The 20,484-nt window shown below is 71.7% G+C and carries 20 protein-coding genes; 7 read left to right on the forward strand and 13 right to left on the reverse strand.

What is annotated here, in order from left to right; genetic code table 11:
* The first annotated feature begins 24 nt into the window (after nt 1-24).
* Nucleotides 25-1,347 carry an MDR family MFS transporter gene (locus ACZ4D5_RS35160; RefSeq protein ID WP_467776544.1) on the forward strand — a complete coding sequence of 441 codons (1,323 nt, stop codon included), beginning with the start codon at nt 25-27 and terminating at the stop codon, nt 1,345-1,347.
* Here the strand turns inward: ACZ4D5_RS35160 and ACZ4D5_RS35165 are convergent.
* The 3 genes from ACZ4D5_RS35165 to mshA form a co-directional block, all read right to left on the reverse strand.
* Complete coding sequence (locus tag ACZ4D5_RS35165) at nt 1,289-2,953, reverse strand: glycosyl hydrolase family 28-related protein (RefSeq protein ID WP_467776545.1); 1,665 nt, start codon at nt 2,951-2,953, stop codon at nt 1,289-1,291. The two genes, ACZ4D5_RS35160 and ACZ4D5_RS35165, sit on opposite strands and share 59 nt — an antisense overlap.
* A 294-nt stretch (nt 2,954-3,247) precedes the next feature.
* A complete protein-coding gene (locus ACZ4D5_RS35170) occupies nt 3,248-3,769 on the reverse strand; it encodes a type III secretion system chaperone family protein (RefSeq protein ID WP_467776546.1) in 522 nt (173 codons plus the stop codon).
* The gene (gene mshA, locus ACZ4D5_RS35175) at nt 3,762-5,117 is read right to left on the reverse strand and encodes a D-inositol-3-phosphate glycosyltransferase (protein ID WP_467776547.1); all 1,356 of its coding nucleotides are present in this window, start codon (nt 5,115-5,117) and stop codon (nt 3,762-3,764) included. Before mshA ends, ACZ4D5_RS35170 begins: the two co-directional genes overlap by 8 nt.
* Nucleotides 5,118-5,286: 169 nt before the next feature.
* On the opposite strand from mshA, the gene ACZ4D5_RS35180 reads away from it, so the two are divergent.
* From ACZ4D5_RS35180 to ACZ4D5_RS35190, 3 genes are all read left to right on the forward strand, one after another.
* Nucleotides 5,287-6,084 carry a class I SAM-dependent methyltransferase gene (locus ACZ4D5_RS35180; RefSeq protein WP_467776548.1) on the forward strand — a complete coding sequence of 266 codons (798 nt, stop codon included), beginning with the start codon at nt 5,287-5,289 and terminating at the stop codon, nt 6,082-6,084.
* A 278-nt stretch (nt 6,085-6,362) separates the two neighbouring features.
* Complete coding sequence (locus ACZ4D5_RS35185; protein WP_467776549.1) at nt 6,363-7,445, forward strand: C40 family peptidase; 1,083 nt, start codon at nt 6,363-6,365, stop codon at nt 7,443-7,445.
* Between the two features lie 273 nt (nt 7,446-7,718).
* On the forward strand, nt 7,719-9,032 hold the full coding sequence (locus tag ACZ4D5_RS35190) for a PP2C family protein-serine/threonine phosphatase (RefSeq protein WP_467776550.1): 1,314 nt from the start codon (nt 7,719-7,721) through the stop codon (nt 9,030-9,032).
* A 50-nt stretch (nt 9,033-9,082) separates the two neighbouring features.
* Here ACZ4D5_RS35190 and ACZ4D5_RS35195 read toward each other — a convergent pair whose 3' ends face one another.
* From ACZ4D5_RS35195 to ACZ4D5_RS35220, 6 genes are all read right to left on the reverse strand, one after another.
* Nucleotides 9,083-9,415: a DUF2516 family protein gene (locus ACZ4D5_RS35195; RefSeq protein WP_190415451.1), complete on the reverse strand. Its 333-nt coding sequence runs from the start codon at nt 9,413-9,415 to the stop codon at nt 9,083-9,085.
* A 112-nt stretch (nt 9,416-9,527) separates the two neighbouring features.
* The gene (locus ACZ4D5_RS35200; RefSeq protein ID WP_467776551.1) at nt 9,528-10,139 is read right to left on the reverse strand and encodes a hypothetical protein; all 612 of its coding nucleotides are present in this window, start codon (nt 10,137-10,139) and stop codon (nt 9,528-9,530) included.
* A 29-nt stretch (nt 10,140-10,168) separates the two neighbouring features.
* On the reverse strand, nt 10,169-10,639 hold the full coding sequence (locus tag ACZ4D5_RS35205) for a helix-turn-helix domain-containing protein (RefSeq protein WP_467776552.1): 471 nt from the start codon (nt 10,637-10,639) through the stop codon (nt 10,169-10,171).
* A 403-nt stretch (nt 10,640-11,042) separates the two neighbouring features.
* Nucleotides 11,043-11,600, reverse strand: a complete 558-nt coding sequence (locus ACZ4D5_RS35210; RefSeq protein ID WP_467776553.1) for a hypothetical protein — start codon at nt 11,598-11,600, stop codon at nt 11,043-11,045.
* 83 nt (nt 11,601-11,683) lie between these two features.
* Nucleotides 11,684-11,866, reverse strand: a complete 183-nt coding sequence (locus ACZ4D5_RS35215) for a hypothetical protein (protein ID WP_467776554.1) — start codon at nt 11,864-11,866, stop codon at nt 11,684-11,686.
* A 384-nt stretch (nt 11,867-12,250) separates the two neighbouring features.
* On the reverse strand, nt 12,251-12,634 hold the full coding sequence (locus tag ACZ4D5_RS35220; RefSeq protein WP_467776555.1) for a hypothetical protein: 384 nt from the start codon (nt 12,632-12,634) through the stop codon (nt 12,251-12,253).
* Nucleotides 12,635-12,810: 176 nt separating this feature from the next.
* Here ACZ4D5_RS35220 and ACZ4D5_RS35225 point away from each other — a divergent pair, with 176 nt between their 5' ends.
* Nucleotides 12,811-13,950: a MerR family transcriptional regulator gene (locus ACZ4D5_RS35225; RefSeq protein WP_467776556.1), complete on the forward strand. Its 1,140-nt coding sequence runs from the start codon at nt 12,811-12,813 to the stop codon at nt 13,948-13,950.
* Nucleotides 13,951-13,962: 12 nt separating this feature from the next.
* Here ACZ4D5_RS35225 and ACZ4D5_RS35230 read toward each other — a convergent pair whose 3' ends face one another.
* Both ACZ4D5_RS35230 and ACZ4D5_RS35235 read right to left on the reverse strand, forming a co-directional pair.
* Nucleotides 13,963-15,426, reverse strand: coding sequence for an MFS transporter (locus ACZ4D5_RS35230; protein WP_467776557.1), 1,464 nt, complete (start codon nt 15,424-15,426; stop codon nt 13,963-13,965).
* A 164-nt stretch (nt 15,427-15,590) separates the two neighbouring features.
* Complete coding sequence (locus tag ACZ4D5_RS35235) at nt 15,591-15,959, reverse strand: winged helix-turn-helix transcriptional regulator (RefSeq protein WP_467776558.1); 369 nt, start codon at nt 15,957-15,959, stop codon at nt 15,591-15,593.
* A gap of 50 nt (nt 15,960-16,009) precedes the next feature.
* Here ACZ4D5_RS35235 and ACZ4D5_RS35240 point away from each other — a divergent pair, with 50 nt between their 5' ends.
* Entirely contained in the window at nt 16,010-16,897 is an 888-nt protein-coding gene (locus tag ACZ4D5_RS35240; protein ID WP_467776559.1) for an NAD(P)-dependent oxidoreductase, read from the forward strand.
* Between the two features lie 35 nt (nt 16,898-16,932).
* On the opposite strand, the gene ACZ4D5_RS35245 is transcribed toward ACZ4D5_RS35240, so the two are convergent.
* On the reverse strand, nt 16,933-17,961 hold the full coding sequence (locus tag ACZ4D5_RS35245; RefSeq protein WP_467776641.1) for an oxidoreductase: 1,029 nt from the start codon (nt 17,959-17,961) through the stop codon (nt 16,933-16,935).
* Between the two features lie 378 nt (nt 17,962-18,339).
* Here ACZ4D5_RS35245 and ACZ4D5_RS35250 point away from each other — a divergent pair, with 378 nt between their 5' ends.
* Nucleotides 18,340-19,419: an extracellular catalytic domain type 2 short-chain-length polyhydroxyalkanoate depolymerase gene (locus ACZ4D5_RS35250; RefSeq protein WP_467776560.1), complete on the forward strand. Its 1,080-nt coding sequence runs from the start codon at nt 18,340-18,342 to the stop codon at nt 19,417-19,419.
* Here ACZ4D5_RS35250 and ACZ4D5_RS35255 read toward each other — a convergent pair.
* Nucleotides 19,400-20,392 (reverse strand): GlxA family transcriptional regulator, encoded by a 993-nt coding sequence (locus tag ACZ4D5_RS35255; protein WP_467776561.1) that lies wholly within the window; start codon nt 20,390-20,392, stop codon nt 19,400-19,402. The genes ACZ4D5_RS35250 and ACZ4D5_RS35255 overlap by 20 nt on opposite strands.
* Between the last annotated feature and the right edge of the window lie 92 nt (nt 20,393-20,484).

Consider the following 20,484-nt stretch of genomic DNA (forward strand, 5'->3'; position numbering starts at 1 on the left):
ACATCACATCCGGGGGATGCACCCATGTCAGTCACCTCGCTCAGACGTGCCGTCACGGAGTCCGTCTCGGGGCTGCCGAAGGCCTTCTGGTGGCTGTGGACGAGCACGCTGGTCAATCGGCTCGGGGCCTTCGTCGCGACGTTCATGGCCTTGTACCTGACCTTGGAGAGGGGGTACTCGGCCTCGTACGCGGGGCTCGTGGCCGCCCTGCACGGGCTGGGCGGTGTCGTCTCCTCCATCGGCGCCGGCGTGATGACCGACCGGCTCGGGCGGCGGCCCACCCTGCTGATCGCGCAGGCCTCGACGGCCGTCTCGGTGGCGTTGCTCGGGTTCATGGAGCACCCGGTCGCCATCGCGGGCGTCGCCTTCCTCGTGGGCATGGCGAGCAACGCGTCCCGGCCCGCCGTGCAGGCGATGATGGCGGACATCGTGCGGCCCGAGGACCGGGTGCGGGCGTTCTCGCTCAACTACTGGGCGATCAACCTGGGGTTCGCGATCTCGTCCGCGGGCGCCGGGTTCATCGCCTCGTACAGCTATCTCGCGGGCTTCCTGATCGAGGCCGCCATGACCATGGTCTGCGCGATCGTCGTCTTCGTGAAGCTGCCGGAGTCGCGGCCCGTGCGGACCGCTCTGGAGAAGGCCGCGGAGCCGGCGGTCGGGCTCGGGACCGTGCTGCGGGACGGGCGGTTCATGGGTGTCGTGGGGTTGTCCTTTCTCGTCGCGCTGATCTTTCAGCAGGGGTCCGTGGGGCTGCCCGTCGCCATGGGCGAGGCGGGGTTCACGCCCGCCGACTACGGTCTGGCCATCGCCGTGAACGGCGTGCTGATCGTGGTCCTGCAGATCCCCGTCACCCGGTTCATCGAACACCGGGATCCGCGGCGGCTGTTGGTGATCTCCTCGGTCGTCGCGGGGTACGGCTTCGGGCTCACCGCGTTCGCCGGGTCGGTCGGGGTGTTCGCGCTGACGGTGTGCGTGTGGACGCTCGCCGAGATCGTCAACGCGCCGACTCAGACCGGACTCGTCGTGCGGCTCTCCCCGGTTCATGGCCGCGGGCGCTACCAGGGCATGTACACGCTGTCGTGGGCGGTGGCGTCCCTGGCGGCGCCCCTGATGTCCGGGTTCCTGATCGACCGGTTCGGGGCGGAGTGGCTGTGGGGGACGTGCGCGGTGCTGGGGACGGTGGCCGCGGTGGGGTACTGGGCGTTGATGCGGGAGATGCCGGAGGACGAGGCCGCGGCGGGATCGGGGGACGTGCCGGTGGACGACTCCCCCGCCGAGCCCCTCGGCATCAGCGCCGCAGGGCCCTCTGCGCCTCGTACAGATTCCGCGGCCGCACCTCGTCCGTAGTGCCGTACAGCTCAAGGCGCGTGTGCAGGTCGCCGGTGAAGTCGGGTACGTCGATCTGGTCGAACTCGCGGACCGTGTTGAGGCCGACGGTAGCGCTGTAGGGCGCCAGGCCGTCGATCTTCATCAGGCCGGCGCGTTCGTTGGTGACGCGGATGTTCCAGTGCGTGAAGCGGGCCCCGAAGAGGGGGCCCGCGCTCGCGTCGCCGCCGTGGCGGCCGTTGTTGTTCACCGTGATGTCGGTGCGGACGTTCGCGAAGGGCATGCCGCGGTGGCTGTCGAAGGTGCCCATCTCCATGCGGCCGCGGGACCAGACGTTGGCGGAGGAGAGCCCTTCCACGTTGATGCCGTGCAGCTGGGTGCCCGCGGGGGCGGGGGTGGTCCTCGCCTCGATCGTGAAGTCGTCGACCAGGTTGTCGTGCGAGCCCTCCCGGCAGAAGTACGGGTGGTGGGAACCGCGGCCCGCCACGCGCGTGCGGCGCAGGGTGCAGGCGGAGGCGGCGACGAGTCCGAAGCCGTTGTCGACGTGGCGTACGACGATGTCGTCGGCCCAGCAGTCGTACGCGCACTGGAACGTGACGCCGTTGTAGCCCTTGTCGAGGAGGTGCGGGGACTGCGGGGTCTCGATCGCCTCCAGGGTGAGGGCCTCGACGCCTGAGCCGGTCAACTCCCTTGCGTGGGTGGTGAGGCGGGGGTCCCACTCGGGGCGGATGTCCAGGGGGAGGGGGCGTTCGAGGGTGACCGTGCGACGGTCGGGGTCCACCGCGGTGATCCTTACGGGCCACTCGTAGGGGACGTACGAGGTGAGCTTCGTCTTGTCGCCCCAGGGGTACGCCTCGGGGCCCGGGCCGTCGCCCGCCATGTGCCGGAGGAGCGTGTGGTCCGCGTCGTCGGCGAGACGGAGGAGGACGAGGGCGCCCTCGCGGAGGCGGGTGGTGTCGGCGACGCCGACCGTCCATGCGCCGCGGCGGGCCCGGTGGACGGCGGTGAGGGTCCGCCACTCGTCGCGCTTGTTGCCGGTCCAGCCCTCGAAGGGCCAGTCCTTGGCCTTGATGGCGGCGGTGAGTGAGTCCCAACGGGCCTGCGGGCAGAGCCAGATGACGCCGCCCGCCCAGGACCAGCTGGACTTGTCGCCGCCGTAGCGGGAGCCGTAGGGGCCGATCAGCTCGGTGAGGTTCCTCGTGGCGAGGAGGGTGGTGCGGGCGCTGCCGGCGCCGCGGAGGGTGACGTGGTCGTGGGCGATGCGGATGACGTCGTCGATGCGGAAGGTGCCGGGCGGGATGAGGACCGTGCCTCCGCCGGACGCTCCGGCGTCGGCGAGAGCCCGGTTGATCGCGGGGGCCGCGTTGGACTTGCCGTCCGGGGTTGCTCCGTAGTGGCGGACGTCGAACCGGCGCTCGCGGTGGGGGAATCGGCGGGTGCCGGTCAGGGCTCCCGCGCGGCCCACGTAGGGGATTTGGGGGTGGGTGTAGGGGGTCGCGGTGAACTCTCGCCAGAGGGTGGGGGTCTGGGTCTGGCGCGGTGCAGAGGCGTGGGCCGTGCCGCCGGTGGCGGCCGCCGCGACGGCTATCGCGCCGCCGAGTACGCCACGTCTACTGGGGTACGCCATGGGCCGCCACCTTCCGTTGTCCATGGACATGAACGAGGTTCATGTCTGCGGGTTGCGGGAGCATGGCATGGGGGTGCCGCCTGGCGGAAGGGTGCGGGTCGGATATTTCGTCGCCGCCGCTTCGCGGCGGATGCTTTCCCGCCCACCCATTTCTCCGCACCGGACCGTTCAGGTAGGCCCGCAGGGGTGGGGTGCGGGCCCCACAGGGGCGCGGGGAACTGCGCGATCAGCCACGAGGGACGCAGGCGCCCGACGGCATCACTCGGCGCACCCCGGCGGAGCGCCCCGCGCCCCTCAGCCCCGCGGCTGGGTCAAGTTCGTGAACGCGTCCAGGTTGCGCGTCGACTCGCCCCGCGAGACCCGCCACTCGTACTCCTTGCGGATCGCCGACGCGAAACCGAGTTCGAGGAGGGTGTTGAAGGAGTCGTCCGATGCGGAGAGGACCGCGCCGAGGAGGCGGTCCAGTTCCTCGGGGGTGACCGCGGCGAGCGGGAGTTTGCCCGCGAGGTAGATGTCGCCGAGCGAGTCGATGGCGTAACTCACGCCGTACAGGCGGAGGTTGCGCTCCAGGAGCCAGCGGTGCACCGCCTCGTGGTTCTCGTCGGGGTGGCGGATCACGAAGGCGTTCAGGGAGAGCGAGTGCTTGCCGACGATCATGGAGAGCGTCGTGGAGAGCTTGCGGGTGCCCGGGAGCTTCACCACGTACGAGCCGGGCTCGGGGGACTCCCATTCGAGCTCGGCGTCGTCCAGGGTCCGCTCGATGATCGTCGCGGTGTCCGGAGCGCCTGCCTGCCCGGTACCCGTCTGCTCAGCCATGGTGCGAGCGTACGTGACGGCGGAAATCGTGCATCGCCGCGGTGTAGACGTCCGCCGTCGCGGACGCCGCCGTGTCCCAGCCGAAGGACTGCGCGTGCCGCGCCGCGGCCGCCCCCATCTCGTCCGCCAGGTGGGGATGGTCGGCGAAATCGCGCAGCACGCGCGCGTAGTGGGCCGGTTCGTGGCCGGAGACCAGGAAGCCGGTCACCTCGTCGCGTACGGCCACGGGCAGGCCGCCCACCGATGCCGCGAGGACCGGCGTGCCCGCCGCCTGGGCCTCTATCGCCACCAGACCGAACGACTCGCTGTAGGAGGGCATCACCAGGACCGACGCCGCCCTGAACCAGTCCGCCAGCTGCTCCTGGCCCACCGGCGGCTGGAAGCGCACCACGTCCGCGATGCCCAGCTTCGCGGCCAGCTTCTGCAGGCCTTCCGGCTTCGCGAGGCCGCTGCCGCTCGGGCCGCCGACTACGGGGACGACGATGTTCGAGCGCAGCGCGGGGCGCTCATCGAGGAGGACGGCGACCGCGCGGAGCAGCACGTCCGGGGCCTTCAGCGGCTGGATGCGGCCCGCGAAGAGCGGGATCAGCGCGTCCTGCGGCAGGCCGAGGCGGTGCCGGGCCGCGGCGCGCCCGTCGGCGGGGCGGAAGCGGTCGAGGTTCACGCCCGGGTGGACGACGGCGACCTTGCCCGGGTCGGCTTCGTAGTGGCGTACGAGTTCGTCGGCCTCTTCGGCGGTGTTGGCGATGAGGCGGTCGGCCGCCCGGACTATCTGCGTCTCGCCGATGACGCGGGCCGCGGGCTCGGGGGTGTCGCCCTCGGCGAGCGCCGCGTTCTTGACCTTCGCCATGGTGTGCATGGCGTGGACGAGGGGGACGCCCCAGCGTTCGGCCGCGAGCCAGCCGACGTGGCCGGAGAGCCAGTAGTGGGAGTGGACCAGGTCGTAGTAGCCGGGCCGGTGGCCCGCCCAGGCCTGCATCACGCCGTGCGTGAAGGCGCACAGCTGGGCGGGGAGCTCTTCCTTGGCGAGGCCTTCGTAGGGGCCCGCGTCCACGTGGCGCACGAGGACGCCGGGCGCCAGCTCGACGGTGGGCGGGAGGGCGCCCGTGGTGGCGCGCGTGAAGATCTCGACCTCTACGTTGATCGCGGCGAGGCGCTTGGCCAGCTCGACGATGTAGACGTTCATGCCGCCCGCGTCGCCCGTGCCGGGCTGGTGCAGCGGCGAGGTGTGCACGCTCAGCATGGCCACGCGGCGCGGGCGCCGGTGGGGGCCGGGAATGCCGGGGATACGGAGCCGTGAGGGTGCCGCCGGGGAGCGACGCCCGAGCCTGGACACGTACTGGCTCACGTGGCGGTCCTCCTTGCGTACGGGCATGACTACGGGGAGGGCGTACGGGTCCTCCAGAGGGGGAACACCGGAAGACTCACCTCCATTTCCGCTGCCTCTCCTCACCGACCCTTTTTGCCAAAGCGTTACCCGGCGCCCCGCGGCCGCCGTCCCCGCATACCCTTTCCCCATGGCCCCACGCACCGCTTCCCGCCCCGTAGGGACGGTGACGCGCGGGACCACCAATCCGAACCGCCTGCGCCGCATGGACCGCTGGATCGCCGCCGTCCACGGCGCCGCGCTGCGCCGCTCCGACCACCCCGTCGCCGTCGACCTCGGCTACGGCGCGTCCCCCTGGACCGCCGTCGAACTGCTGCTGCGGCTGCGCACCGTCGCCCCACGCGCGCGCGTGGTCGGCATCGAGATCGACCCGGCGCGGGTCGCGGCCGCCGAGCCGTACGAGCGCGAGGGCCTCTCCTTTCGCCACGGCGGCTTCGAGGTGCCGCTGACCGGCGCCCCGGCCCTGATCCGGGCCGCGAACGTCCTGCGGCAGTACGACGAGGAGCAGGTCGCCGCCGTCTGGGAGCGCCTCCGCGCCCGCCTCGCACCCGGCGGGCTGCTCGTCGAGGGCACCTGCGACGAGATCGGGCGGCGGCACGTGTGGGTCGCGCTCGGACCCGAGGGGCCGCGCACGGTGACCTTCGCGACGCGGCTCGGCTCCCTGGAACAGCCCTCCGATCTCGCCGAACGGCTGCCGAAGGCGCTGATCCACCGGAACGTGCCGGGCGAGCCCGTGCACGCGTTCCTGCGGGACTTCGACCGGGCCTGGGCGGCCGCGGCGCCGTACGCCTCGTACGGGGCGCGGCAGCGCTGGATCAGGGCGGTGCGGGATCTGGCCGCCGACTGGCCCGTGGTCGACGGGACTTCGCGGTGGCGGCAGGGTGAAGTGACGGTGCGGTGGGAGGCGTTGGCGCCGAAGCCGCGCTGAGCCCCCGGCGTGCGGCGACAGCCCGACCCCGCTCGACTCCCCTGCGCCACACGGGCGTTGAACACATGTACGCCGCCATGCACCGTGATTTCCCGGCCCTCGCGTGGAACGCATCGCTGTGACCTGCGGGGAACGATCTCTGCGTGCCATTCGTCACAGGGGACGGGTGGGGGGATCGGAGTTGCTGTCGAGCTCTGTCGCATTGAGCGCCGACATGGCACCATCCCGAAGGCGACCGGAAGTTACTGACGGTAAATCAGCTTTGGGGGTGGCGGGGCGTGACTGGCAAGCGATACTCGACGGCGACGGCCGTGGCGCTGATCTGCGCGGCGACGGTGCTGACCGCACCGGGGACGGCCTTCGCGAGCCCGGCGAGTTCCCCCGCGAGCCCGGCACGGCCACCGGCCGACCCGACACCCAGGTCGGACAAGTCCCTTGAGCAGGTCCGCAAGGAGATCGAGAAGCTCTACCACGACGCGGGCGTGGCCACGGACGCGTACAACGCCGCCGAGGAGAAGGCCGAGAAGCAGTCCGAGCAGATCGTGAAGCTGGCCAAGGACATCACCAAGGGCCAGGCGAAGCTGGAGAAGCTGAAGGCCCGCGCGGGCGCCGCGGCCCGCGCGCAGTACCGCGGCGGCGGCATGCCGGCCGAGGCCCGCCTCATGCTCAGCGACGACCCGGGCCAGTTCCTGGACGGTGCCGGGCGCGTGCGGCAGGGCGAGAAGGCCACCAAGGGCCTGCTGACCGAGCTGGAGCGGACCCAGGAGGACCTCCGGATCTACGCCGAGGACGCCACCGCCCGCTGGAAGAAGCTGGAGGCCAACCGCAAGGCGAAGGCCGCGTCGAAGAAGAAGATCAAGAAGAAGATCGCGGACGCCGAGAAGCTCGAGTCGCGCCTGGAGAAGAAGGAGCGGGAGCGGCTGCGCGGGCTGGAGGAGGCGGCCGCCCTCAAGAAGCAGTCGGCGTGGGTGAGTTCGGGTGTCATGAAGGACATCAGCGGCAAGGCGACGCCGCAGGGCAAGAAGGCCATCGCGTTCGCCACGGCCCAGATCGGCAAGCCGTACGTGTGGGGCGCCGAGGGCCCCGGGTCGTACGACTGCTCGGGCCTCACCTCGAAGGCCTGGGCCGCGGCCGGCAAGGGCATTCCGCGCACCTCGCAGGAGCAGTGGAAGCAGCTGCCGCGCATCGACATCACGAACATGCGCCCCGGCGACCTGATCATTTACCACTCGGACGCGAGCCACGTCGGGTTGTACGTGGGCGACGGCGCCATCGTGCACGCCCCGCGCCCGGGCCGTGACGTGACGATCGCGGGCGCGGGCTCGATGAAGATCCTCGGGGTCGTGCGTCCTGACAAGTAGTCGTGCGGCCGGCCGAGTAGTCGCCGAGCGCCGCGAGGCCGAGGGCGTGTGACCCAGCACACGCCCCGCTCCCCCGCTCAACCCCCGCGACGTGATGTTCGTCATCCCAGACGGGACCGTGCCGTGCCCAATTGCGTTCCTGGATGCGGCATATGACGGTGGCCGTTTGCCGTGCGGCATTCCAATGGAGGCGCGGCTACCGCTAAGGTCCCCGTCGGTGCTGCGACGACCTGCGTGGCGCCATGCCCTCGGGGGGAGGGAAGGAACCAAGCGATGCCCGTACCCATACCGCGGCAGAGAGAAGTCCCGGCCGCGGAAGGCGGTCAGGCTCATGCGGCGCCCCGGCACGACGCGGCGGCGCCCGCCCACGACACGACCGCCCAAGGCAACGGCAACGGCAACGGCTCCGGACTCAGCCTCCTGGTGATCGAGGACGATCCGGCGGGCTCCCTGCCCGTACCCGAACTGCTCGACTCCGCGGGCAAGCCCATCCGCATCCGCACCGCCCGCAACCTCACCGAGGCCGAGCGGCTCCTCACCGACGACGTGCACTGCATCCTGCTCGACCTCGCCCTGGCGGGGCCCGGCGCCAACGCCGAGGACGAGGACGAGCTGGTCGCCCTCAAGCACGTGCTGCGCCTCGCGCCCCGGCACGCCGTCCTCGCGCTCACCGCGGACGGCGACGCCGAGCGCGGCGCCGAGGCCGTGCGGGTCGGCGCGCAGGACTACCTCTTCCGCGACGAGCTGGACGGTCGGCTCCTGAGCCGCGCGATCCGGTACGCGGTGGAGCGCAAGCGGGCCGACGCCGCCCAGCGCCAGCTGACCGAGTCACGCCTTCGCGCCCAGGAGAACGCCCGCCTGGAGCGCGGCCTGCTGCCGACGCCGCTCCTGGAGGGCTCGCCGCTGCGGTTCGCCGCGCGCTACCGGCCGGGGCGCTCCCGCGCGCTGCTCGGCGGCGACTTCTACGACACCGTGCGCACCCCCGACGGATCCGTGCACGTCATGATCGGCGACGTCTGCGGCCACGGCCCCGACGAGGCGGCGCTCGGCGTCGAGCTGCGCATCGCCTGGCGCGCCCTGACCTTCGCGGGCCTGTGCGGCGACGAGCTGCTGTCCACGCTGCAGAAGGTCCTGGAGCACGAGCGCGCGGACGACGAGATCTTCGCGACGCTCTGCACCGTCGACATCGCCCCGGACGGCCGCAGGGCCGGGCTGTGCCTGGCAGGACACCCCTCGCCGCTGATCGCGCGCGAGGGCCGCCTCGCCGAACTTCTTCCGTACGAGAGCAGCGGGCCGGCCCTCGGTCTGCTGCCGCGGGCGCGCTGGCCGCGCAAGCAGGTGGAGCTCGGCGGGAAGTGGAGCCTGATGCTCTACACGGACGGCCTGATCGAGGGCCGCATCGGCCAGGGCAACCAGCGCCTCGGCCAGGAGGGCATGGTGGAGATGGTCCGCCGCCAGATCGCCGCGGGGCTGCAGGGCGACGAGCTCCTCGAGGCCGCGGTGAACGAGGTGCGCGACCTCAACGGCGGGGACCTGACGGACGACGTGGCGGTGCTGCTGCTCGACCGGGCGCCCGGCGGGCGGTGACGTCCGCCGGGCGCCGGGGGCCGTCACCGGGGTGGTGACGGTCCTTTCGGCTACCGGCCGCCGTTGTACGGCCCGTACGGACCGTCGCTGCTGGAGCCGCCGCGGCGGCCGCCGCCACCGGTGATCTGCCGGATCGCGGGGCGCACGTCGACCATGTACACGATGGTCGCGACGAGCCCGATGATCGGCAGGAAGGACAGGATCGGGAACAGCAGGTTCACGACGAACGCGAGCCCGAGGATGATCAGCCAGAACGGCTTGGTCTTCTTGTCCGCGGCGCGATAGGCGTCCTCGCGCCGGACCGCGGCGTCGATGAGCGCGAATCCGCTGAACACGATCAGGGCCAGCGACAGCAGCCACATGAAGTTCGCGAACCCCTGCATCAGCACAACGTCCACCACCAGTCTCGGCTCATCGATTACCCGGCCACGGTACCCGCTACCCCGTCAACGGGGCGGGCACGCCGTGAGTGCCCGCCCCGCACTTCCCGACTTCTCACTTCGCGGGCGGCGTGGTCTTCTTCGCCGTCGTCTTGCGGGTCGTGGTCTTCTTCGCGGCCGGCTTCTTCGCCGGGGCGGCGGCGCTCTTGGGCGCGGCGGTCGCGGGCTTCGCGGCCGCCGTGGCGCCCTCGCTCTCCGCGGACTTCTCCTCCGCGTCCGGCTCGACCGTCTCGGCGATCTCGAAGATCTCCTCGGCGGCCTCGCCGCGCCAGGCCTTCACGGTCTGCTCGCCGTGCTCGGCCACCTCGTCGTACTTCTCGCGGGCCTTGACGGCGAGCTCGGCGGCCACGCCGACGCCGCGCAGCGCGAGGTCCTGGGCGGTCTCGCCGAGCTTCTTCAGGTCGGTGTCGAGCGTGCCGATCACCTCGGTGACCTTGGCCTGGATGGTCTCCTGCGCCTCCTTGGCGCGGGCGGCGGCCTTGTCCTGGACGGCCTTGGGGTCGGTGTTGCGCACCGCGTCGATGCGGGACGGCGCCTCGGCGATCAGCTGCTCGACGAGTCCCGGCACCTTCTTCGCCTGCTGGAGGGCGAGGTCCGCGGACCCGGCGACGAAGTACGCGGGGGTGGGGTTGCTGAGGGTCTTGCGCAGGTCATCGGTGATGGCCATGAGGATGGTCCTCCCGGTTCGCAGCTTGGTCAGCTTGAGGGGTTCTGCTTCTGGTCGGCATCACCGGCGTCGGCCGTGCGGGGGCCTTCGACGGCGGTGTCCACATCCGCGTACGACTCGTCCGCGTACGACTCGTCCGCATACGACGAGGTCTCGAAGCCGTTCTCCTTGCGAAACGACTCGTAGATCTGCAACAGCACTTGTTTCTGGCGCTCGTTGATGGAGGGGTCGGCGAGGATGACGGCGCGCGTCTCCAGCTCGTCCCGCTCCTTCTCGTCGAGGATCCCGGCCCTTACGTACAGCGTCTCGGCGGAGATCCGCAGGGCCTTGGCGACCTGCTGCAGGACCTCGGCGCTCGGCTTGCGCAGGCCGCGCTCGATCTGGCTCAGATACGGATTGGACACCCCGGCGGCGTCGGCGAGCTGCCGCAGCGACAGTTGCGCGTTGCGCCGCTGCTCGCGCAGGTACTCACCGAGATTGCCGACGTTGAGTGATGCCATACGTCGATGGTGCGGCATCCCTGCTAACTATTGCAAGCGCCTGCTTGCAATAGTGCGCCATGCCACAACGCGGCAACTTGAGCCTGGGCACGGTACTTGCCGTCTGTGCACGACATCTGTCGTGTGAAGCCTTGACCTGGGCAAACGCCCTGCTCGGAAGACCGCGCCCCAACTCCTGGAGGGGTAGGCGACAAGGGGTGCGGTTCTTCTGAAGTGAAATTCGCGATCAGGCCCGGATGCGCAAGTTGGCCCTGTTGAGCTCGTACTCCCGGACGACGCCGCGGACGGCGGAGTGTCGAACATCGGGACCAGACTGTTCGTCGGCCGCACCGATGAACTCGCAAAGCTGGAGGAGGCGTTCACCCGCCCCGGCGAGGTCGCCGTGCACGCGGAGCCCGGGCACTCATGACATGGCGCGTCCCCACCAGCGTCCAGACCACCGCGACGTGAGTCCGGCATTCAGGTGCGCGCTCGCGGCCTTTGCGAACTTGTCCACCGCTTCCTGGAGCCTCAAGTCGTGGTCGCCGATGCGCTCACCGGGCTGCAGCCCTCTTGCCTCGGCGATGGTGAGGTCAGTGACGAGGCTTAGGGAGTGGGCCCTCAGGGCGGGTGTCAGTGCGGCGACGTGCGCCGGCCCGTCGAGGCTTACCACCGCCGCACACTCAGTGATCCGGTTCGCAAGGCCGCTGACACGCTCCACGGCGTTCTGCGCCCATCCTGCCTCCGCGCCAGGCGGCGGATAGGCCAAGTAAGCCCCCTCCAGTATCGAAATGACCTTGGTCGCTTCGTGCAGGAACGCCCAACACGCGGAGAGGAGCTGTGCGTACGACTCCCGTTGAGACGTGCGGCGTACGGAGTCCACGGCACTCCGGCCCTGCACCTTCCCCGCCCCATACGCCGCCCATGCCGCGAAGAGAGACGCGGGGACAGCCATGAACGCTGCAACCACCTCGGACTCCATGGGCAGAGTCTGCCCGGCGCCGCCACCAGGTGAGGCGCGACCGCTGCAATCGGCGCTCACACGCCCACCGCACCGCCTACCCACTACAGAATGTCCCGGTACACGTGTGGCAGACCGTCCACACTCATATCCGGCTGCCAGTCGGGCACGGACAACACCCCAACCACCCGCCGCTCGGCACCGGCGTATGCCGACGCCTCCTCGACCTCAGCCGCCACGGCATCCGGCTCTGGCGCGACCGCAGCGTCCATCGACATCTCGGCCACCCCTCCTCCACCACCAAGGTGGAGACGAGACAACGCGAACACACCCCGGTCAGCGTTTCCCCTGCTCACTCTTCCCTTCAGAGGAACTGCACCCGGCGACAAGTACGGTGCGAATCTCCCGACCGATACCGTGCAACTTCGGCGGCCAGCCGCTGGTCGGAAGGCCGACGCACGACAAGTCCCGCGCTCCGGCACAAACGCGGGACCGGGCGCAGGCCCCAACGCAAAGAGTCCCACCCCGTGTTCACGGGATGGGACTCTTTCTCGGAGCGCCGGGCAGGCCTTGCACCTGCATTTCCCCGCAGGAAGCGGGGCGTCTTTCCTTGGACCACCAACGCATGGTCCGTCACCGGGAGTTCGGCGACGAGCACAAGATCAAATGTATCACGCCTCGCGCGCTCGCCGGACCAGGAACGCGGCCGCGACGACCGGCAGCATGCAGAGGACTTGCGTCGCGGCGTACCACGGCGGGCAGACGCCCGGGATCAGGTCCACGGCGATGATCGCGATCGGCAGGACGACGGTGACGGTGCCCAGTCGCTCGAAGGACCGTCGCGAACCCCGGGAGGCCGAGACGGCCATGCGGTGGAGGAGCACCGCGGCCACGGGCAGCAGGACGGCCCTGACCCACATGAACGTGTTCACCATGTGGCCGCCGCCCGCGACCACGAGGACCGCCACGAGGGCGGCGGCGCTGAGGACGCCGTAGGCCTTGACGCTGTTCTTCACCGCGCCGAGGGCGCCCTGGGTGTGCGTGCTGGTTTCCATGTCGTCGACGCTATGGAGCGCGGGAGCGGCGCGGTATCCGGCTCAACGCACGGGCGGGTGGGGCCAGACCCACCCCTGTGGCGGAGGCGGTGAAAGCATCTGTTGACCTTCACCTTGGGGGAAGCCACAGCATCGGTGGGGCCGGGCCGGACGCCCGGCACGAGGGAGGAGCGGGCATGGGGTTGCTGACCATCGGGGCGTTCGCGAAGGCGTCCCGGCTTTCGCCGAAGGCCCTGCGTCTCTACGACGAGCTCGGTCTGCTGGCCCCCGCCCGCGTCGACCCGGTGACGGGCTACCGCCTCTACGCCCCGGACCAGTTGGACCAGGCCCGCCTGGTCGCCTGGCTCCGCAGGCTCGGCATGCCGCTCGCCCGCATCCGGCGCGTCTGCGCGCTGGAGGACGGGGCGGCGGCCCAGGAGGTGCGCGCCTACTGGGCCGAGGTCGAGGCCGAGACCGCCGCGCGGCGGGACCTCGCCACCTTCCTCGTCAGCCATCTGTCGTGGAAGGACACCGCCGTGGCCCGTGCCACCGACCGCCTGACCATCCGTTACGCCGCACTGACCGACGCCGGTCTGGTCCGCGAGAGCAACCAGGACACCGCCTACGCCGGAGCCCGCCTCCTCGCCGTCGCCGACGGCTTCGGCCGCGAGGGAGCGCCCGCGAGCGCCGCCGCCGTCGACACCCTCAAGCGCCTGGAGCACGGGACCGACGGCATTCCCGCGGGCAGTCTCCTCAATGTCCTCGAAGACGCCGTCGAGGAGGCCGCCCGTGCCGTGCACAGCGCCTCGCGCACCGGTTCGCGGGAGGACGAGGGCGGGACCACGCTCACCGCGATGCTCTGGACCGGGTCGCAGCTGGCCCTCGTCCACATCGGGGACTCCCGCGCCTACCTCCTGCGCGACGGCGAGTTCTTCCAGATCACCCACGACCACACCATGGTCCAGTCGATGGTCGAGGACGGGCGCCTCACCCCCGACGAGGCGTCCAGCCATCCCCAACGGGCGATGCTCGCACGGGCGTTGGGCGTGGGTCCGGTCGTCGACGTCGACATGCGGCTGCACGACGCGCGGCCCGGCGACCGCTACCTGCTCTGCTCCGACGGCCTGTCCGCCGTCGTCCCCTCCGACGAGGTCCGACAGGTCGTCACGGAGGCCACCGAGCCCGAGCAGGCCGTACGCACGCTCGTCGAGCGGGCCAACCGCCTCGGAGGGCCCGACAACATCAGCTGCGTCGTCGCCGACGTACGGGAACAGGAACGGGAGCCGGAACGAGAGCTGGAACAGGGGCTGGAGCAGGGGCTGGAACTCGGTGCCTGAGGTGGGCGGTCGCTACGCCTGTGTCGCGCGTGCCCTCGTCGCGAGCACCGCGACCAGGGCGCTCGGCACGAGCAGCAGGGCGAACGCCGCGCCGTAGCCCGCCGCGTCCGTCGAACTGACGGCGAGGAAGCCCGTGAACAGGGCCGAGGTGAGCGCCATGACCGTGACCTGGCCGAGGTTCTGCGTGGTCTGCATCGCGCCGCTCGCGTAGCCCTGCCGCTCCGGCGGGCTGTGCGAGAGCGACAGGAGGGTGAGCGAGGGCGCGACCAGGCCCATGCCGACCGCCGCGAGGGGCATGGCCGACGCGGCCGTCAGGTCGGGCATGGCGGGCAGCGTCCCGAGCGCGGCGAGCGCCACCGCCGCCGCGAGGATCAGCGACCCCGCGACGACCAGGTGGTGGCGTGGCCGCCGGTCGAGGACGTGCCCCTGCGCCCAGGAGGCGCCGGCCCAGGTCACGGCGGCTCCCGTGAAGACCAGGCCGGTCATCAGGGGCGACACGTGCCGCTCGGTCACCAGGAAGAGCGGCACGAAGGCCTCCAGCGTGAAGAACGCGCCGGAGGAGAGGCCGCGCAGCAGCACCGAGGCGGGCAGGCCGCGGGCCGCCCGCCAGGTGCCCGGCGGCAGCAGCCGTGACGCGAAGGCCACGAGGAGCGCGAACCCGGCCGCCCCGCACAGCAGATGGAGCGTGTCCCAGCCGGAGACCGCGTACTGCGCGAGGGCCGCGCCCACGCTGACCGCCGTCGCGACGAGGAGGGCGGGGCGCCGGGAGTGCTCCGCGGAAGCGGGCCGTTCGTGGCCGCGCAGCAGGGCCACGACCACGACCGCCGGGATCACCGTCACCACCGCGAGGCCGTAGAACACCGCGCGCCAGGACCACCAGTCCGCGACCAGGCCCGCCAGCGGGGGCCCGGAGAGGGACGGCACGATCCAGCAGGTGCTCATCAGGGAGAGGGCGCGCGGCCGCAGGCGCTCCGGATAGGTCTGCGCGACGGCCGTGTTGACCGCCACCGCGATCATTCCGGCGGCCAGGCCGTCCAGGAAGCGGCCCGCCGCCAGCTGCCAGACGGACGTGCTCGACGCCGAGATCAGCAGGGTGGCCACCGCAAGGGCGACGCCCGCCGCCAGCGGCCTGCGTGCCCCTGCGCGGTCCGCCCAGTCGCCGCCGAGCACCCCGCCCAGCAGGCTCGCGGCGACGAAGCAGCCGGCCACGAGCGGGTAGAGCGCCACCCCGTCCAGATCGCGCGCGGCCACCGGCAGGGTGGGCACCACGGCGAGCGCGGCGAAGCCGGTCAGGAACATCACCGCGGCGATTCCGGCGGTGGCCCCCCGATACGTACGGGACCACAACCCCTCGTCGGCGGGCTCCGCCCGGGACTCGGCGCGTTCCTCTGCCTGTGCCTCTGCCTGTGCCTCTGTCCGTTCCCCTGCCCGTACCTCTGTCCGTTCCCCTGCCTGCGCCTCTGGGTGATCGGTCACGAGCGCACAAGCTAGGCGGGCGCCCGGTCACCCGCCACTCGTTTTCGCACGCCCCGTGGGCGGCCGTCGGATGGCCACTTTTTTGTGGGTACTTGGCGTACCGGCCGCCAGCGGCCAACCTGGTGGGGACGCCGAGACCCGGGGAGGAGCGAAGTGACGATGCGTCAGGAGGCCTGGAGTTCCGAGGAGTCCGGCTGGGACTGCGCCAGCATGTCCAGGCGACGGTGGCCCCAGTCCGACAGCGGGCCGAGCGCCTCGCAGAGGTCGCGGCCGAACTCCGTGAGGGAGTAGACGGTCTTCAACGGCCGTACGTCGTGCACCTCCCGGTGCACGAGGCCGTCCGCCTCCATCTCGCGCAGCGCCTGGGTCAGGACCTTCTCCGTGAGACCCGGCAGCAGCCGGAGCATCTCGCCCGGGCGGTGCGGACCCTGCTCCAGCGGCCAGAGCAGCGCCGTCTTCCACTTGCCGTCGATCACGGCGATGGCTGCGGTCACACCGCACACGTTCGGGTCCTGAGCACGGCTGCGCGTCATTTCCATCCCCTTTTAACGCCATTTACCAGTACTTGCACGGGAGTTCCCTCATGTCCTCGCACACCGAACAGTCTGCCGTCACCGTCCTCGGTCTCGGTCCGATGGGCCGGGCCCTGGCCTCCGCGTTCCTGGCCGCCGGCGTACGGACCACCGTCTGGAACCGGACGCCCGGCCGGGACAAGGAGCTGGTCGCGCAGGGCGCGATCAGTGCCGCCTCGGCCGAAGAGGCCGTCGCGGCAAGCCCGTTGACCGTGGTCTGCGTCGTCAACTACGACGCCTCGGACGCCGTCCTGCGCCGCGACGCCGTGGCCGACGCCCTCAAGGGCCGCACGGTCGCGAACCTCAGCGCCGACACCCCCGACCGGGCCAGGGACACCGCGCGGTGGGCCCAGGAGCACGGGATCCGGTACCTGGACGGCGCGATCATGACGCCGGTCACGACCATGGGCACGCCCCACGGAGTGTTCCTCCACAGCGGCCCCGCCGACCTCTACGAGGAGTCCCGCCCCGTCCTCGACGCGCTCGGCGGGACCCACACCCACCTCGGCGAGGACACCGGCCGGGCGGCGGCGTACGACGTGGCACTGCTCGACATCTTCTGGACCGCCATGACCGGCTACATGCACGCCCTGGCCATCGCGAAGGCGGAGGGCATCACCGCGCAGGAGCTGGCCCCGTTCGCGGCGGGCATCGGCGCGATCCTCCCGGCGATCTTCGAGGGATCCGCCGCGGAGGTGGACAACGGCACCTACTCCGGCGAGGACAACCCGATCACGTCGGCGGCCTCGACCATGTCCCACGTCATCCACACCGCCGAGTCCCACGGCATCGACGCGAGCGTGATGCGCGCCGCCGAGGGCCTGCTCCGCCGCGTCATCGGCGAGGGCCACGGCAACGACGGGATGACCCGCATCGTGGAACTCATGGGCCGCCGCTGAGAGTTGCCGGTGCCGAGCCGGTCCGCCGTACGCCCTCATGCCCGGTCGGCGTCGCGCAGGGTGGGGTAGTCGGTGTACCCGGCCGCCCCGCCCACGTACATCAGGCCCTTGTCCCGCAGGGCGTTGAGCGGTGCCCCGATGCGCATCCGCTCGACCAGGTCGGGGTTGGCGAGGAACGCGCGGCCCAGCGAGATCAGGTCGGCTCCGGCGGCGAGCAGCCGCTCACCGGCGAGCCTGCCGCCGTCGGCGGGCAGCGGTCCGCCCCAGCCGAGGACCGGGTTGGCGACGAGGGCGCCCTGCCAGCTCCCGCGGATCCGCCGGAAGAGGACGTCGTCGGGGTCGGCGAAGACGACGTGGAGGTAGGCGAGCGGGCCGATGTCCGTGAGGGCGTCGACCAGCTCCGGGTAGATGTCCTCGGTGTCGCCCTCCTCGATGCCGTTGACGGTGATGCCGGGCGCGATGCGTACGCCGACCCGCTCGGCGCCGATCGCGTCGGCGACGGCGCGGACGACCTCGACGACGAAGCGGACGCGGTGGGAGACGGGGCCGCCGTAGGCGTCGGTGCGGTGGTTGGTGTTCTTCGCGAGGAACTGGTGGAGGAGGTAGCCGTTGGCGGCGTGCACCTCGACGCCTTCGAAGCCGGCGTCGATCGCGCGGCGGGCGGCGGCCGCGAAGTCGGCGACCGTCTCCTCGATGTCCTCGGCGGTCATCTCCCGTGGTTCGACGGCGGGTTGGTGGCCGCCGGGCGTGTGGATGGTGTCCGGCAGCGGCACCGGCGAGGGCGCGACCGGCGTCAGACCGCTGTTGTCCGGGTGCCCGACCCGGCCGCCGTGCTGCAGCTGCAGGAACATCCGGCCGCCCGCCTCGCGCACGGCGTCGGTGACCCGCCGCCAGCCCGCGACGTGCGCCTCGCCGTGGATCGCGGTGATGTTGGCGTAGGTCTGGCCGACCGCGTTGGGCGTGGACGCCTCGGCGATGATCAGGCCGGCGGAGGCGCGCTGGGCGTAGTACGTGGCCATGACGGGCTGCGGGACGCCGTCGGCGGAGGCGCGGTTGCGGGTCATGGGGGCCATGACGAGGCGGTTGGGGAGGGAGAGGTCGCCGAGGCGGGTGGGGTGGAGGAGGGGGGAGCTGGTGACGGTGGGGGTGGTGGCGGTGGCGGTAACAGCGGCGGCGGTGGCAGTAGTGGCGGCGGCGGTCATGGCGTGCTCCCTGGTGTCCTGTGTTCTTCGGCCGAGTGCCGCTCGGCGCTTCTGACAGGGACGACTGTGCTCGGCGGCGCTTCGGAGCCGCTGATGGTCCGCTGATGAGCCCGCCCGGGTGTCACCCCCCGGTGGCTGCACGCCATACCCCGGGCCCCCGCCCTGTGGCCCCCGCCCACCTCGTCCGCCCCGCGGGAAGCGCCCAGAATGACGGCCCCCACACCCCCTCCGGAGGCACTCATGGCGTACAGGAAGACGTACCGAGAGACGTACAAGGAGACGTACGGAAAGCCCCTCGGGAAGACCCTTCTGACCCTGGCCGCCGCGCTCGCCCTCTCCCTGGGCGCCGCGACCGGCGCCACCGCCGCCGTCCCCTCCCCCACCCCCGGCGAACTGCCGCCCCTGGAGATCGAGTCGACGTACGTGTCGGGCGTCTCGTCCGGCGGATACCTCGCCGACCAGTTGCACGTGGCGCACTCCTCCGTCATCAAGGGCGCCGGAATCTTCAGCGCGGGCGCCTACGAATGCGCGCAGGGCAGCCTCAACACCGCCCTGTACGCGTGCATGGACACCTACCTGCCGCGCAGGAGCCCGGCGCAACTGGAGCAGCTGACCAGGGAGCGCGCGGCGGCGGGCCGCGTCGACCCGGTGGCGAACCTGTCGGGCGACCCGGTGTGGCTGTACCACGGCGGGAACGACAGGACCATCGACCGGCCCGTGAACGACGATCTGGCCGCCTACCACCGGGACTTCGGCGCGAACGTCGCCTACGACACGTCCTCGGCGGCGGGCCACGCCTGGGTCTCCCCGCTCGGCCAGGTCTCCTGCGCGAGCACGGCGTCGCCCTACCTCAACAACTGCGGCACCGACCCCGAACGCGCCATGCTCTCCCACCTGTTCGGTGCCTCCGTGCGCCCCGCCACGACCACCCCACTGGACGGCACCCTCGTCCGCTTCGACCAGAACCGCCACGTCCCCGGCGGCGACGCGGCCGCGGTCAGCATGGGCAGGGACGGCTTCGCGTACGTCCCGAAGGCCTGCGCGGCAGGCTCGGGCGGGCCGTGCCGCCTGATGGTCGCCCTGCACGGCTGTCAGCAGACGTACGGCCAGATCGGCGACACCTTCATGCGCCAGGCCTACTTGAACGAGTACGCCGACACCAACCGCATGGTCGTCCTGTACCCCCAGGCCACCACCTCGCTCGACAACCCGCGCGGCTGCTGGAACTGGTGGGGGTACGGCGGTGACACCCACTACGCCGACCAGGGCGGCAGGCAGATCACCGCGATCATGAACATGGTCAAGCGACTGGGCGGCTGAAGAAGGAGCGCCGGTAGTCCCCGGGCGACACCCCGACCTGCTTCAGGAAGTGGTGCCGGAGGTTGTTCGCCGTACCGAGCCCGCTGAGCTCGCCCACCTTCTCCACCGGCAGGTCCGTCGACTCCAGGAGGCTCTGGGCCCGCGCGAGGCGCTGGCCCAGGAGCCACTGGAGCGGCGTCGTGCCGGTGGCCGCCTGGAGTCGGCGGTAGAAGGTGCGCGGGCTCATCGCCGCGCGGCGCGCCAGGTCGTCGACGGTGAGCGGCCGGTCCAGGTGCGCGCGGGCCCACTCCAGTACGGGACCGAGGCCCGCGTCGTCCGTCTCGGGCACGGACAGGTCGATGAACTGGGCCTGGCCGCCGTGGCGATGGGCGGGCACCACCATGCGTCGCGCCAGCTGGTTGGCGACGTGCGCGCCGAGGTCGCGGCGGACCAGATGCAGACAGAGGTCGAGGCCCGCGGTGAGCCCGGCGCTGGTGAGGACGTCGCCGTCGTCCACGTAGAGGACCGAGTCGTCGACGTCCACCTTCGGGTACCGGGCGGCCAGTTGGGCGGTGTGCATCCAGTGGGCGGTGGCCCTGCGCCCGTCGAGGAGGCCCGCCTCGGCGAGCGCGAAGGCGCCGGTGCACAGCGAGACCATGCGGGCGCCCGCCTCGTACGCCCGGCGCAGGGCGTCGGCGAGACCGGGCGGCAGCGGCGCGCCCTCCTCGACACAGGCGTCCGGCACCGAGGTCACCACGACGGTGTCGGCGCCGACGAGCCCGTCGAGGCCGTGAGGGGTGCGCAGCCCGACGCCGAAGTCGCCGCCGCTCGTGTCCCGTTCGCCGGTGGTGCACAGCCGCAGGTCGTACCAGGGCTCGGCCAGGTCGGGCTGCGGCTTGCCGAACACCGTGAGGGGGATGCTCAGTTCGTACAGGTCCCAGGAAGGGACCCCGATCTCATCGGCCACGACGACCGCGACGGAACCAGCGCTCATCCCCCGAGCGTACGAGGGCAGGGCCCCCTTGCGGCGGGTGGCAGGAATTTGGTGGTCACCGTCACCGCTGTCACTGTCGGCGGCGGCCGCGC

The sequence above is a fragment of the Streptomyces sp. NPDC025651 genome (assembly GCF_055558735.1).